At 47.9% G+C, this 14,024-nt stretch carries 11 protein-coding genes; all 11 read left to right on the top strand.

Annotated elements, in window-relative coordinates; translation table 11 throughout:
- Positions 1-2 precede the first annotated feature (2 nt).
- The 11 genes from NFR62_RS08715 (at position 3) to NFR62_RS08665 (ending at position 13,988) form a co-directional block, all read left to right on the top strand.
- Positions 3-1,436: an ABC transporter substrate-binding protein gene (locus NFR62_RS08715; protein ID WP_251617506.1), complete on the top strand. Its 1,434-nt coding sequence runs from the start codon at positions 3-5 to the stop codon at positions 1,434-1,436.
- Between the two features lie 8 nt (positions 1,437-1,444).
- Positions 1,445-2,380: a carbohydrate ABC transporter permease gene (locus tag NFR62_RS08710; protein WP_251617505.1), complete on the top strand. Its 936-nt coding sequence runs from the start codon at positions 1,445-1,447 to the stop codon at positions 2,378-2,380.
- Positions 2,381-2,408: 28 nt separating this feature from the next.
- Complete coding sequence (locus NFR62_RS08705; protein ID WP_251617503.1) at positions 2,409-4,748, top strand: DUF1080 domain-containing protein; 2,340 nt, start codon at positions 2,409-2,411, stop codon at positions 4,746-4,748.
- A complete protein-coding gene (locus NFR62_RS08700; RefSeq protein ID WP_251617500.1) occupies positions 4,732-4,920 on the top strand; it encodes a hypothetical protein in 189 nt (62 codons plus the stop codon). The genes NFR62_RS08705 and NFR62_RS08700 overlap by 17 nt, the downstream gene beginning before the upstream one ends.
- Before the next feature lie 87 nt (positions 4,921-5,007).
- Positions 5,008-5,868, top strand: coding sequence for a carbohydrate ABC transporter permease (locus NFR62_RS08695; protein WP_251617498.1), 861 nt, complete (start codon positions 5,008-5,010; stop codon positions 5,866-5,868).
- The gene (locus tag NFR62_RS08690; RefSeq protein ID WP_251617496.1) at positions 5,865-6,953 is read left to right on the top strand and encodes a beta-galactosidase; all 1,089 of its coding nucleotides are present in this window, start codon (positions 5,865-5,867) and stop codon (positions 6,951-6,953) included. The genes NFR62_RS08695 and NFR62_RS08690 overlap by 4 nt, the downstream gene beginning before the upstream one ends.
- 31 nt (positions 6,954-6,984) lie before the next feature.
- On the top strand, positions 6,985-9,480 hold the full coding sequence (locus tag NFR62_RS08685) for a glucosidase family protein (RefSeq protein ID WP_251617494.1): 2,496 nt from the start codon (positions 6,985-6,987) through the stop codon (positions 9,478-9,480).
- Positions 9,481-9,482: 2 nt separating this feature from the next.
- The gene (locus NFR62_RS08680; RefSeq protein WP_251617492.1) at positions 9,483-10,358 is read left to right on the top strand and encodes an AraC family transcriptional regulator; all 876 of its coding nucleotides are present in this window, start codon (positions 9,483-9,485) and stop codon (positions 10,356-10,358) included.
- The gene (locus NFR62_RS08675; RefSeq protein ID WP_251617490.1) at positions 10,358-11,128 is read left to right on the top strand and encodes a sialate O-acetylesterase; all 771 of its coding nucleotides are present in this window, start codon (positions 10,358-10,360) and stop codon (positions 11,126-11,128) included. Before NFR62_RS08680 ends, NFR62_RS08675 begins: the two co-directional genes overlap by 1 nt.
- An 18-nt stretch (positions 11,129-11,146) precedes the next feature.
- A complete protein-coding gene (gene pnuC, locus NFR62_RS08670) occupies positions 11,147-11,836 on the top strand; it encodes a nicotinamide riboside transporter PnuC (protein WP_251617488.1) in 690 nt (229 codons plus the stop codon).
- A gap of 118 nt (positions 11,837-11,954) precedes the next feature.
- A complete protein-coding gene (locus NFR62_RS08665) occupies positions 11,955-13,988 on the top strand; it encodes a leucine-rich repeat protein (RefSeq protein ID WP_251617486.1) in 2,034 nt (677 codons plus the stop codon).
- Positions 13,989-14,024: the final 36 nt, after the last annotated feature.

Below are 14,024 nucleotides of genomic sequence, written 5' to 3'. Positions count from 1 at the left end.
TTATGAAAAGATTTGTGTTGATGATTACCGCTTTAATCATGCTGTTTTCGCTTGCTGGTTGCACGGGCTCGCGCGAGGTTGAGGACGGCGTGGTTATTGAAAACAACGGCACCGGCGGCATATACGTCGAGAATGCCGAAAACCTGCAAACATTGAAAATAGGGTTTACCGAAGCGGGACTCGGGCGCAATTGGCTCATTCGGATTTCGAAGAATTTCGTTAAAAAGTATCCGCAGTATAAAGTTGTGCTCGACGGCGACCCGCAGCTTGCCGATTCGCTCCAAACCAAACTCGAAACGGGCAAAAATCTTTCCGACATAATGATGCCGCTGAATTCGGCATGGGAAACCTATGCTTCTCGCGGATGGCTCGAACCGCTCGACGACGTTTACGCCATGAAGCCGGATGGAGACGACGGCAAAACCAACGCCGAAAAGATAGACGAGAGTTACCGCGCTTACGCGAATTTCAAGTCGGCGGAAGGGCAACATTACTACATAATGCCGTGGAACGATACCGTTACGGGTATAGTTTATAACGTTAAAATGTTCCGCGAGAACGGGTGGAGCATTCCCGAAACCACCGACGAACTCGAAACTCTTTGCCAAAAGATACTTGCCGAAGGGAACGGAATCAAGCCGTTTGCGTATCCCGGAAAATTAGGCGGATACTTCGATTATATCGGCTCCGCTTGGTGGTTGCAATCGAGCGGTGTGGACGGAGTGAAAGAATTTTTCAACTTCGAATCGCCCGAAGTGTATAACCTTACTAAACATCCCGCCAAAGGAAAATACGAGGCTCTCAACGAGTTTTCCCGCTTCTTTGCAATCGACAAAGGTTACGGAATTGCGGGTAGCATGAGTAAAGACCACATTACCGCGCAAATGGACTTTATGAACGGAAAAGCCGCAATGATTGTGAACGCCAACTGGATGGAATGCGAAATGGCGGCAAGCGCTCCCGAAGGATTCGAAATGGGAATGATGCGGGTGCCTTATCTTGCAACCGCAAAAAAGGACGAGAACGGCAACTACATAAAGGTGAACTATTCCACCGCGCCCGACTATATCATTATTCCCAAAAGCACGTCTAACAAAGAGGGCGCCAAACTGTTTTTGAATTTTATGAACAGTGACGAAATGCTTATGCTTTACACGGCCGAAACGGGTTCGCCGCGTCCGTTCGACTACGAGCCGCTCAAAATCGAAGGATTATCTACGTTCGTAAAAGATGTTCTTACTTTAAGAGAAGAATCCGAACGCTTGTTCGACTATTCTCGTTCGCCGCTTTGGGTTAAAGCGCACGCGCAAAAATACATAGGTTCGCAGCCTTATTCGTCGCTTGTGCGCAAAGAGACCGACGCGCGCAAATTCTGCAATACCGAATATGTGGAAGCCGACGAGAATTGGGCGTCTTGGGTTGCCGACAGCATGTGAGGAACTCAATGGAAAGACAAGTAACAAAAAAACGAAGCTTGCGGTGGCGGCGTTCGCTGTTTATAGCAACTTTTATAGCAATACCTTTGCTGCATTTTTTGGTGTTTACCGTTTACACTAATATAGACACTGTGGCGCTCGCCTTTCAGTCGTTTAATCTTAATACCGGAAAATATGTGTGGGTGGGGCTCAGGAATTTCAGAGACTTCTTTCGCGGGTTTACGTCGCCCGGCAGCGTTATGGGCAAGGCGATTCGAAATTCGCTACTGTTCTTTGTGCTCAACGATTTCGTGCTTTTGCCGCTGGCGTTTTTATCGGCGTTCTTCATGTACAAAAAAATGCCGCTATCGAACGTGTTCCGCGTAATATTCTTTTTGCCGAGCATTATTTCGGCAGTTGTGCTCACAATGCTGTTCACCTTTATGTTCGACAGTTCAATCGGAATAATAGACAGCATTATGCGCGCAATCGGTTTGGGCGGCAAAATTCCCGAGCTCGGATGGCTCGGCGACAGGCACACCGCAATGCCCGTTTTGCTTTTGTACTGCATTTGGGTGGGCATAGGTTCGAATATTGTTCTTATATCGGGCGCTATGAGCCGTATTCCCACCGAAATGATAGAGGCGGGGCGGCTCGACGGGTTGTCGTTCTTTCGAGAAATGTGGAGCGTAACGTTGCCGCTAATCGGCTCGTTGCTCGCAACTCTCATGATGATGGGCGTGCCCGTGATATTCACGCTGTTTTTACAGCCTATGTTAATAACCAACGGCGGACCTGACGGCGAAACGTATACGATAGCTTTGTATATAGTAACGGCAATCCGCAACAACGGAAATCTTACTATGGGAGCGGCGGTAGGCGTGCTTTGCGCCTTAGTGGGCACTCCGATAGTAATGGTTTTACGCAAAGTCGTGGAACGGGTTTTTCCCGCTTACGAATATTAAAAATTTTTTAAACGGAGAGGAGAAAGAGATGAAAACAACAAGTAAGAACGCGCGCAAAATAACTTGCGCGGCAATGCTCGTTTTGGCGCTTTTGCTGGCAATATGTTTATTGCCGAGCACGGTTTCGAAATCGGCGGACGCGGCTGTGAAACGCACGGCGGTAGTAACAAGCCTGCTGACAACGAGAGGCAAGGTAAACATTGCCGATTGGAATGTGTACGACGACGGAAACGAAACGCAAATAGTGGACAACGGCGAAGTTTTTGAAATAAACAAAACTTTTCCGGGAGACAGATTGGTGGCTAAAACGCCTATTCCTGCGGGCGAAGGTTACAGTATGGAAGTAGACGTGCTGAAAACGAATCCTGCCACAACCAAAATCAATCTGTCGGGAATGCCGTCTAATATAGATAGCGGCGCCACGAGTAATATTTTTATTAGCGCGCTCGGCATAGACCCCGGTGCGGGCACCGCGTGGTCGGAAGAATATATAGCTTCGGGAAAATGTAACGGAACGAATATAACCCTCAACGGGGGCTACCGTTACCGCTTTACCTATGCGGTTAGCGAAGAAGACCCTAAGCTTATCGACGTTATAGCGGAGCGCAAGTCGTTGCAAGACGAGAATGCCGAGTGGGGAATGCGTTTCGAAGCAAAACAGCTCATAACGGTTGACGAAACGCAAGAGCACCTTGCCACACTTTACTTCGAGGGTTCCGTAACAATCGACAACCTTGTTGTGAAAAAAGCCGACGGCACCGTTGTTGCGGAGACCGACTTTGTTTCGGCGTCGGACGTGACGATAGGCGATTGGGTGGGCGCGCAAAACTTTTATGCGTCCGACGGTAAGGCGGTTAAAGATACTTACCTCTATATGAACGGGGTTTCCGAAAATACCCGTCTTGTAACTTACGGCAAGCTCGAAACTTCGCCGTCGCTCGAAACGGCGGTTGTGCTCAACGCTTCGTTAAAGGTGGAAAGCACTGCGGGCAAAGCGGGCATAGCTTTCGGACTTCCCGAAGAAAATTCGGCAATCGATGCCGAAGGCGTAACGTTCGTTTATTTCGAGAATTTTGCGGATAAAACCGCGCTCAACGTTATGAAAGGCGGCGAGGCGCAAACGGCGGTTGATTTACCGTTGATGTCGCAAGACTTTCACGATATTAAGATTGAGGGAAAGAGCGACAAAAGTATGCTCGTGTATATCGACGGCGAACTTAAAGCCACTTATAATGAGCAAAACTTCGACGGATATTTGGCTCTTGTAACCGACGGCAACTCGGGGGCGTCCGTATCGTTCAAACCCGCGTTTACGGTTGATACGTTCGCCGCAGATTTCGGCGACGGAGAAACTCTTGCGAATAATTTTAACACGGGATACATTAACCCCGATAACTACGAGAACGACACGCACAACTCCACTTCGCTCGGCGCAAACGGAAAGGGAATAATCGTTGAAAACGGAGTGTTGAAATTTTCGGGTACGAGCAACGGAACACATTTTGCGATTACTAACGGTAAATACGCCGATTTCATACTTCAATTCGATTGGATAAACTACGCTTGGGAAGACCGCCCTACCAAAGAGGACGGTACCGTGCTTGCCAAAGATAAGCCCGAAAACGGCAGAGCGGTCGAGCTATACAGTCCGCTCGGCATAGCGTTCGGCAAAGTTACCCCTACGGGAGGTTGGGCGGAAACAAAGCTTTTGCGTTTGTTCGACGGCTTGAACGTTATTCAGTTTATAAACAGCGACGAGGGCGGCAGAACCGACACCGTATCTATGGGGCGCGGATTTACCACTCCCGAAGATTGCGAGGCAATTCAAGAGGGTAAGCTCGACCTATACGAAAATACGGTGAACTTTAAAATCGTTGCTCAAAACGGAAGTCTTAAAGTTTTCGGCGTGATTATGGAAAACGGCGAGCCTCAGGGCGAACATATTTTGTTAGCCGAATTCGGTTATGAAAATTGCACGGGCTATATATCGTTCTCCACCGACGAAGCGGGCTACTTCGGTATCGACAATTTGCGTGTAACCAACATAGACGGTTGGACGGACGAACAGCTTGCGGCTTATGAAAACTTTATAGATATTGCCGACGAAGCGGCTCCCGTCCGCCTCTCGGCACCCGTGCTTTCGCTAAACGAAAAGAAAGTGAGTTGGAACGAAGTCGAGCACGCTACGGGTTATATTGTTACGGTAAACGGCAAAGCCGAAGAGCCTACAACCGAAACAAGCTACACGCTTGCCGCAACCGACGCGGGTGATTATGTGATTACCGTTAAGGCGATTACCACGCAAGAGGGTTACACCGACAGCGCCGAAAGCGAATCGGTTACGATAACGGTTGCGGGGGGGGGGTGACTCTTCGGATAAAGAAGAAAAACCGCCTGTCACGCCCGAAGACGATAAGAAAGACAAAAAGTGCGGCTGCGGCTCTAACGCAGTCGGTTCGGTGGCGTTACCCGTTGCGGTGTTGTTGCTTGCGGGAACGGTGTTCGCAGTGCGTGTGCGCAAAAGCAAAAAAGAAAATTAACAAGTAAAGCGAGACGGTGCGGAGTGCGTAATATTCGCGCGCTCCGCAAGCCGCGTTCGATTTTTTATAGGAAGTAACGGCAATATTATGTTTAAAGGATTAAAGCATTTAAGTAAAGGCGAAAAGGCTGTAATATGGGTGGTGTTTGCCGTGTTTGTGATTTACGCCTTTACTTTGATTTTTCCGTTCGTGTGGTGCTTTTATAATTCGTTTAAAAACAACCGCGAATTTTTTTCCGACGTTTGGGGCTTTCCTCAGGTTTGGCGTTGGGGTAATTGGGGCGATGCGTTCGCGCTTTCGGTGAACGGCGTGAACATTCTCGGCATGTTCGGTAACAGTATTCTCATGACGGTAGTAAACACCGTGATAAGCATATTGATGTCGGCGATGACGGCTTACATAATATCCAAATATCCTTTTAAAGGAAGCTCTCTTTTCTATACTACCGCGCTTGTGCTCATGATGATTCCGTCGGTGGGCTCTATGGCGGCAACTTACAAGCTATATAACAATTTAAAGCTATACGACACTTATCCCGGTATTTTCATAGGCGCTTTCGGCGGCTTCGGCTCGAGCTTTATATTGCTCTACGGTTTTTTCAAAAACCTTGATTGGAGCTATGCCGAAGCGGCGTTTATAGACGGCGCGGGGCATTACAAAGTGTTTTTCAAAATTATGTTGCCTATGGCGTTGCCGGGTCTTACTTCGGTTGCCATACTGTCGGCGATAGGCGTGTGGAACGATTATTTCACAATTTATATGTTCGCGCCGTCTAAGGTAACTATTGCGGTGGGGCTTCAAGGTCTTGTCACTCAAATGCAGTTCAGGCAAAATTATCCGCTTTTGTTTGCGGTGCTCATCATGTCGATAATTCCCGTAATTGCGGTATTTGCGGCATTTCAAAAAACTATCATGGAAAATACTACCGTAGGAGGAGTTAAAGGATGAACGGAGAATTTCAAAACATTATCGACAAAAAGTTGGGCGCATACCCGATAGGCGCGTGGGTGCCTTATTATAAAGACGAACTGAACGCTCAAACGCTTAAACGCATACGCGAATGCGGAATAAATTTTGTGCCGACTCTTTCTTGCGAAAAAGAGGAGCTCGAACTTATTGAAAAAGCGGGTTTGCGCGCGCTTGTAAGCGACGAACGCGTTACTTACGCCAACGTTTCGAATATATCCAAAATAGACGAATATGTTGGCGAATATGCCGACAGTTCCGCCGTTCTCGGCGTTTTCGTTTGGGACGAACCGTCGCCCACAATGATGGACGTTTGCGGGCTTATTAACCGCCAAGTGCAAAAAAACCGTCCCGATTGTTTCGGCTATGTGAATTTGCACCCCAACTATTCCGACTGCGCAAGTCAGCGCGACGGGCTTACATACGCCGAATATCTCGATTATTTCGTGGAGCATTGCGAGCCGAAAATGTTGTCGTTCGACCATTATCCGTTTTATTACGACGGTTTCCACGCCGACGAGTATTTCGATAATTTGGCGGCGATTCGCACGTGTTGCGATAAGCACGGTTTGGATTTTTGGTCGTTTTTGCAAAGCTCGTCTTTTTGCAAAAATCCTATTCCCACAGAAAACGAACTGCGTTTTCAAGCTCACACGAACATTGCTTACGGCGCGAAAGGCTTGCTTTATTTCACTTACCGTCAGGTTGTGCACGAGGACGGATTCGGCTACGCGCTTGTAGACAAAGAAAAGAAAATAACCGAGCTTTACGGCTACGCGCAAAGCATAAACAAACAAGTGGAAGCGGTGGGGAAAACGCTGCTTAAACTTACGCACAAAGGAGTGGCTTTTTTCGGCGACAAATATATTAACCGTTCAACCGTTAAACCCGATTTCACGTTAGAGGGCGGCAATTTCGTTGTCGGCGTGTTTTCTTGCGGAACTCGCAAATATGCGTATGTGGTGAATCTTTCGTTTTCCGATAGCGTTACGGCGCGCCTGACTCATAAAGGAAAGACGAGGGAATTCGAACTTAAAGCGAGCGACGGAACTTTAATAGAGCTATAACGAGCCCGTTGCGGCAAAGGCTTTTTATAATATGAGCGATACTGTATTCGATATAAAAATTCTGTGCGACGGCGCCGACGCCAAGCCCGAAATAACTAACGGTGAACTTTTAAAATTCGAAAAAACGGGCGGCGGTTACGTTGCAAAAGTTTGTTGCCGCAGCTTTCGCGGCAGTTGCGACTGCGTGCTTACTTTGCGTTACGGCGACAGCGGTTTTTCGTTTAAGCCTGCCGACGTAAGAGCCGAGTATCCTATTTACGCGCCGTATTTCGGCGTTGTCGTAACAGAGCCGAGCGACGGGCGAGACTATGGCGAAATTGCCGAACATATAAAGTCGCTCGGGCTTTTAACCGACAGAGAGCGTTTCGAGCGAGAACCGCAACAAACGCTTGCCGCCGCAAAAAAATTGCCCGCCAGACCGTGCAACACATTTTTGGCGGTGCCGGGAAACCTTTGCATTTGGAACGTTGGTTTTCGCGGAGAGCCGATAGAGGAAAAACAGCATTTCGAGCTTTACGACTGGATTGTTCCCCGATTGAATTGGGACAGAATAGATTTCGACAGCGATGCTCCGCGCATTACTTACCGCTATCTTTTGGGGCGCGGCATGGGGTTTAGACACCGCTTGCGTAGGCGCAACCGCAAAGGCTTTTTGCCCGCGTTGCAGGCGTCGTTCACTGAAAACGGAGTTCGCTACGAGGGTTGTTTTTTTTGCGACAGTGTGGAAAAAGACATTGCCGAAGATAAGGGAACTCCGTATTTGGTGGCGGACTACCATTCTGCGGCGCACGCGATAACGGAGGAACAAGACGCCGAGCGGGAGAAAGCCGAAAAAAGAATTGTTCCCACAGTTTTAAGGGCGAAGATTAGTGCGGTTAATACCGCGAGCACAGGTAGGTACGCGTATTTCCGATTGCCGGACGTGAACACTCCCGTTATGTCTGAAAGCAACAAGTTGCCGGTTAAAATCGAGAACGGAACGGGTTACTACCGAAATAACGTTTATATGCTTGCGTCAACCGACGGCGAGCCGTCGGCGGCGCAAGAATTTTCCATAATGCTCGCGCCGGGCGAGCGCACCGAAACGGAGCTTGTGTTATTTCATTCGCCTGTGTCGGTAGAGCGTGCGAAAGAATTTTCGACTTCCCGTTTTTCGGAGCGGCTCGAAGCCGCCGAAAAATATTGGCGTTTTCGGCTCGGTTCGCTCGAAAAATGGCATTTGCCCGAAAAGTGCATAGACGAGGCTTTAAAAACGGGCTACTTTCATTTGCTCGAAAGTTGTTACGGAGAGCGCGGCTCGAACGTGTTTTCGCCTTGCGTGGGAGTGTATAGCGCGATAGGATGGGAAAGTTCTAACGTAATACGTTTTTTAACCGCAGTAGGCGATTTCGAAACTGCGCGCAAAAGTATGAATTTCTTTTTCGCAAAGCAACACCCCGACGGATTTATGCAGAACATGACGGGCTACATGCTTGAAAACGGCGCGGTTCTTTACACTGCGGCAAAGCACTACGAATGTACGAGAGACACCGCTTGGCTTGCTTCTTGCCGCGACGGCATAATAAAATCTGTGGAATACATAAAAAGATGGCGGGAAAGAAATTCCGACGAGCGCGGCGGAGGAAAGGGAATGCTCGACGGGCAGGTGGCGGACCCCGCCGACCCGTTCCGCTCTTACATGCTGAACGCGTTGGCGTATGCGGGACTTATGGGCGCGGCGGAAATGTTGCGCGCGCTGTCCGACGACTATGCTTGCGAGGCGGAAGCTCTTGCGAACGAATTGAAAGCGTCGGTGCTCGCGGCGTTTAAAGAGTCATGCACTCGCGCGCCTCTCGCGCCGCTTAAAAACGGCGAATGGGTTCCCGCAGTTCCGTCGTGGGCGGAAGGGCGCGGAGCGTCGGCGCTGCATTTAAACGGCGAAATTTGTGTCACCCACGCTTCGCATATTGTAAAAGATTCGCTTTTATCCGTAGCTTATTTGCCGTATATGGGCGTTTTTGATTGCGAAGCGGAGCAAAGTCGTGTTATAATCAACTATATTGCCGATATGTTTTTAGACGAAAACACGGGATACAGTCAGCCGTATTACAGCCCTATTCCTTTTTTGAATTTGTGGCGCGGCGAAACGAACGCGTTTTTGCGCGAATACTACACGGCTTTCGCAACTCTTGCCGACCGAGAAACATATTCGTTTTGGGAGCACTATTTTTTGGCGACTCCGCACAAAACGTCGGAACAGGCTTGCTTTTTAATGCGCACCCTCTCTATGCTTTTTTACGACAAAGACGGCGAGCTGTTTCTTTTGCACGGAGTGCCCGATTCTTGGCAAAAGGCGGGGAAGCGCATAGAGTGGCACAACGCGGCGTGCTCTTTCGGAAGATTTTCTTTGCTCGCGCGTTACGGTTCGCATGCTGAAATAACGGTGGAAAGCGAGTTCGATTGCCCCGCCGCGTATGTTAAATGTTTCGGAAAATCGAGGAGAATCGATTTGCGCAAGGGTAAAAATTTATTCGTGTTTACGGAGTGAGCATGGAATACGTTAATTTAAAATTCACCTCTCTTCCGCGCATTTGCTTTGCGCACCGTTGCACAATACGCGGCAATTCGCAAACGCGAAAAACCGAGTATTACGAGCTTACCTTTGTGGAAAAAGGCGAAGTGCGCGTAAAAATGAAGCAGTTCGGAACCGACAGAATTGTGCGCGACGGCGAGTTCTTTTTTGCGCCTGCGGGAGTTCTGTACGGCATGGAGGTGCGCGGCGATTGCACGCACAGCAGTATTGCGTTCTTTTTGGAATGCGACACGCGGATTTGCGAAGAAAGCGAAATCGTTTTCGACAAACCCGACAACACCGTTTTGGTTGAAATCGAAAATTTGTTCGTGCCTATGTTCGGCAAAGTAAACGAGGAAGCCGACAAACTCGGCAGGCAGATTATTGCCGAAAGCAAGCACGTTTATAAAGAATATTCCAATTTGAGGTGCGCGCAAAGCATAATCAGGTTGCTTTTGTCGCTTTCTTACGATTCGGTTACGGCGCCCGACGAATTGCTCGGAAACCGTTATTACGCCGATAAAATAAACGATTTTTTATATGCGAATTATTCCGACCCCGAGCTTGATATGCAAGCGGTTGCGGCTCATTTGGGGCGGCACCCGAACTATTTGAGCGCGGTATATAAAAGCGTGACGCAAAAGACGGTTATGGAAGCGCTCAAAGGAATACGCATGATAGAAGCCAAGCGGTTGCTTTTATGCAAAAAGTATTTTGTGAAAGATATAGCGAAAATGGTTGGGTTTTCGGATTGCAACTATTTTTCGGTTGTGTTCAAAAAAGAAACGGGAGTAAGCCCCGATAACTTCGGCAGACGAAGCTCGGATAACTCGGGAGAGGGTAAGAAAACATAATGGATATTTTGATTTTCGGCGGACAAAGCAATATGCAGGGGCAAACGGAGTCATGCCCGAATTACGGTTTTGTTCGGTCGGCTTTTGAATATAAGTATAAAACCGATTCTATTGTTCCTCTTGCTCACCCTGTGGGCGAAGACTTCGGCGATTTGTTGCTTGGCGCTCATGAAATGAACGGTTCGCTTGTTCCTGCGTTTTGCCGCGCATATACAAAAGTTTTGGGCGTTAAAACTTTGGCTGTGCATGCGGCTAAGGGCGCAACGACGCTTTCCGATTGGGCACCGAGCGGCAAAAGATACGCTTTCGCGCTTAAAAAAGCGAAAGCCGCTATTGATTGGGTTCGCAGACACGACGAGGTTGGCAAAGTATATTATGTTTGGTTACAGGGCGAGTCTGACGCTCTTGCGGGCACGTCGCGCAAAGCCTATGCGGACGCTATTACAAAGTATAAAAACGCTCTGAAAAGCGATTTGAAAATAGACGGTTTCGGAATAATACGCGTCGGCTTTTTTTCTTCTGACGATTATTGCGACCGCGCGATTATGGCGGCGCAGGAAGACGTTTCGGCGTTCGACGACGATTTTGTTATGCTTACACGTTTGGCGGGCAAGCTCAGCCGAGACGAAAGGTATTTGAACCCGTATGCGGCGGGACACTATAACAACGACGGAATGGAATTGCTCGGTTCGGTTGCGGGGAGCGCTCTTGCCCGTTTCGCTTGCGGCGAGAAAAACGTTGCCGACGATGAAACTGTGCAAGGTTTATAGTTTAGGGCATATTTAATTATGGAAAAATTGAAGATAAAGCGCATTTTAAAAATCGCGCTGTATTTACTTTTGCCCGTAGCGGTGGCTGTGTTGGGCGTTTCGGGTGGCGACAAATGGTACTTTATAGCCACTTCGGTAGTTGCAGTAACGTACTTGTTGCTTATGTCGGACGGCAAACGGTTCGCGTTTTTATTGTGCGCCGTTTTCGGCTTAGCGCACGGCGCCGCGAGTTTTTACGCGGGACTTTATGCGAGCGCAGTTTATCATGCGGCTTTGCTTGCGCCGATAGGTATTTATCGATTTGTTACCGCAAACAAACCGCAAAACACAAAAGTGGGAGCGCTTTCGCTTTGGCAATGGTTTGTTTGCGTAGCCGCAATAGGCGTGGCAATAACGGCGCTGTATTTTGTGTTGAAAGCTACGGGAGGCGCTCAGCCCGTTTTGGATGCGGCAACGCTTGCGATAAGCGTTATAACCGCGTTTTTAATGCTTAAAAATTACAGAGAGTTTTGGTTGTTCAATCTTTTTTCCGCTCTTTTATATGTGGCGCTTTGGACGGTGCAATTTATTAAAAGCGGCGAAGGGCTTGCCGTTGCGGGGCTTCAGAGCATAGTTACGGTAATAAGCGCTATAGGATTTGTTAATTGGCTGAGAATAAGCAAACGCGAAAAAGCTTCCGCCGAAGAACTTTCCGAAAAAAAGAGCTAAAAGACGAAAAATAAAAAAAATGAAAATCGGGCGGCGCAAACGCTTGACGGGGGGGGTATGTATGATATTATTTAGCTAAATTAAATAATATCATACATACGGGAGTACAAAAAAAATTATGAAAAAATTTTTTGCCGTTATTGCCGCGCTCGTTTGCGCTTTGTCGCTCACTGCGTGCGACCTTTTCGGAGGCGGAGGCAATTCCAACAATAATGACCGTGAGCCTGTAGACGAGCGTTTTTGCACGGTAACGTTTGTAACTAACTGCGACGAAAATTTCGAACCGCAAGAGTGCTACAAAGGAGACCCCATAAATCTTCCCGAATTTTTGCGCGACGGCGAAGATGTTACTTTCGACGGGTGGTATGAATCTTCGGATTTTTCGGGAACAAAATATACCCAAAGTTATACGCCGACTAAGGACGTGACGTTATACGCGAAATTTTTGAAACATACTTTCCCGCTTGAAAAAATGAGCGCCGAAGAGGCTACTTGCGATTTTCCGGGTCACACAGAGTATTATGTTTGCACTTACTGTTATGAAACGTTTGCCGACGCGGATGCGAAAATGCCGTCGAGCGAAGAGAACTTTACAATACCCGCTACCGAAAATCATCCCTATTCCGAAGAATTCAGCCATAACGGCGTTGCGCATCGTCGCTACGCAACGTGCGTCCGCGATTATCTTTATGTAGACTTGGGCTTGCATGACACTCTCGGGAAAGACGGTTCTTGCTCGGTTTGCGGCGGAACAACGGCGGGAGTTACGCCAAATTTGAAATACGAGCTTAACGCTCAAAAAACGGCTTATGTAGTTACGGGAATGGACGGCGAATGCAATACCGACACATTGAGAATACCCGCCGAACACGAAGGATTGCCCGTTGAAAGAATTGCGTATTCGGCGTTCAAAGAATCGACTGATAATATAGGCTTAAATAGAATAACGGCTGTCGTTTTGCCGTCGTCGATTACCGAAATAGGAGACTATGCTTTCGAGAGCGTGGGCGGGCGCGGCGACTTTATTTTCGAAGGAACGATGGAGCAATGGTGCGGCGTTAAGTTCGGTAATCAAACGCCGTATGGCACGCATACGCTTTTTGTTGGCGGTAAGGAAGTTAGCGGCGATATAGTCGTGCCCGATTCGACTACCAAAATAAGTTATCAATTTGTGGGCGTGGACGGTATAAAAAGCTTGACGTTCGGTAAAAATCTTAAAACGGTGAACAAGTTCGTTTCTTACACCGTGCCTAAAATCAACTATACGGGAACAATCGGGGATTGGCTTGATATAAATTTCGGTTTGAACGCAAATCCGCTTGACGAAGACAACGAGCTTTATATAGACGGAAAACTTGTAACCGAAATTACCGTGCCTAACGGCTTAAGTAAGATAAAACAATACGCGTTTGAAAAATATAACAAACTTACGAAAGTAAATTTGAGCGGCGAAGTTACCGAAATAGGCTATTATGCTTTCGCTTGGTGCAAAAACCTTGCTTCTGTATCGGGCTTCCAAAACGTTGAGACGGTTGAGCACAGTGCGTTTTATTTGTGCGAAAAACTTTCGAATATCGACGACGCTTCGTCTCTTTTGAAAGTGAATAGGAGCGCGTTCTTCGGTTGCGGCGAAATCGGCGAAGCGGAAAACGGCATAATATATTTGGGGAAGTGCGCGGTTTCGAAAGAAAGGAATTTTAATGGCAAGACGGTTTCGTTCCGCGCCGATACGGTAGGTTTGGCGGAAGAACTTTTTAACGGAAGTTCAATCGAGGAAGTTACCCTGCCGGGCAAAGTTCGATATATGGGAAGTAGCGTTTTCGAAAATTGCGCCGAGCTTGAAAAAGTTACGTTCGAAGTAGGAGTGAGAAAAATAGGTTACAGAGCGTTCATGAATTGCTCGTCGCTTAAAACTCTCGAACTCGGCGAGATTGAGAATATCGGAGGCGCGGCTTTCTACGGATGTTCGTCGCTTGCGGAATTTACATTGCCCACCACTTGCATAGAAATAGAGAGCGAAGCTTTTAATAACTGTAACGCTCTCGAAAAAGTTCATTATATCGGCACCGAAGAATTATGGGCGAGAGTGCAAGTGGGCACAAGTAACGATTCTCTTAAAAGCGCGATTTTATACGAGCCGCCTCAGGGCTGAAAAACCTAACAAATTAAGTAAATATAAATAAAAAGA

It is taken from the genome of Pumilibacter muris, from assembly GCF_943193045.1.
Taxonomy (GTDB): Bacteria; Bacillota; Clostridia; order Christensenellales; family Pumilibacteraceae; genus Pumilibacter; species Pumilibacter muris.
This window is presented reverse-complemented; position numbering and strand designations above follow the sequence as displayed.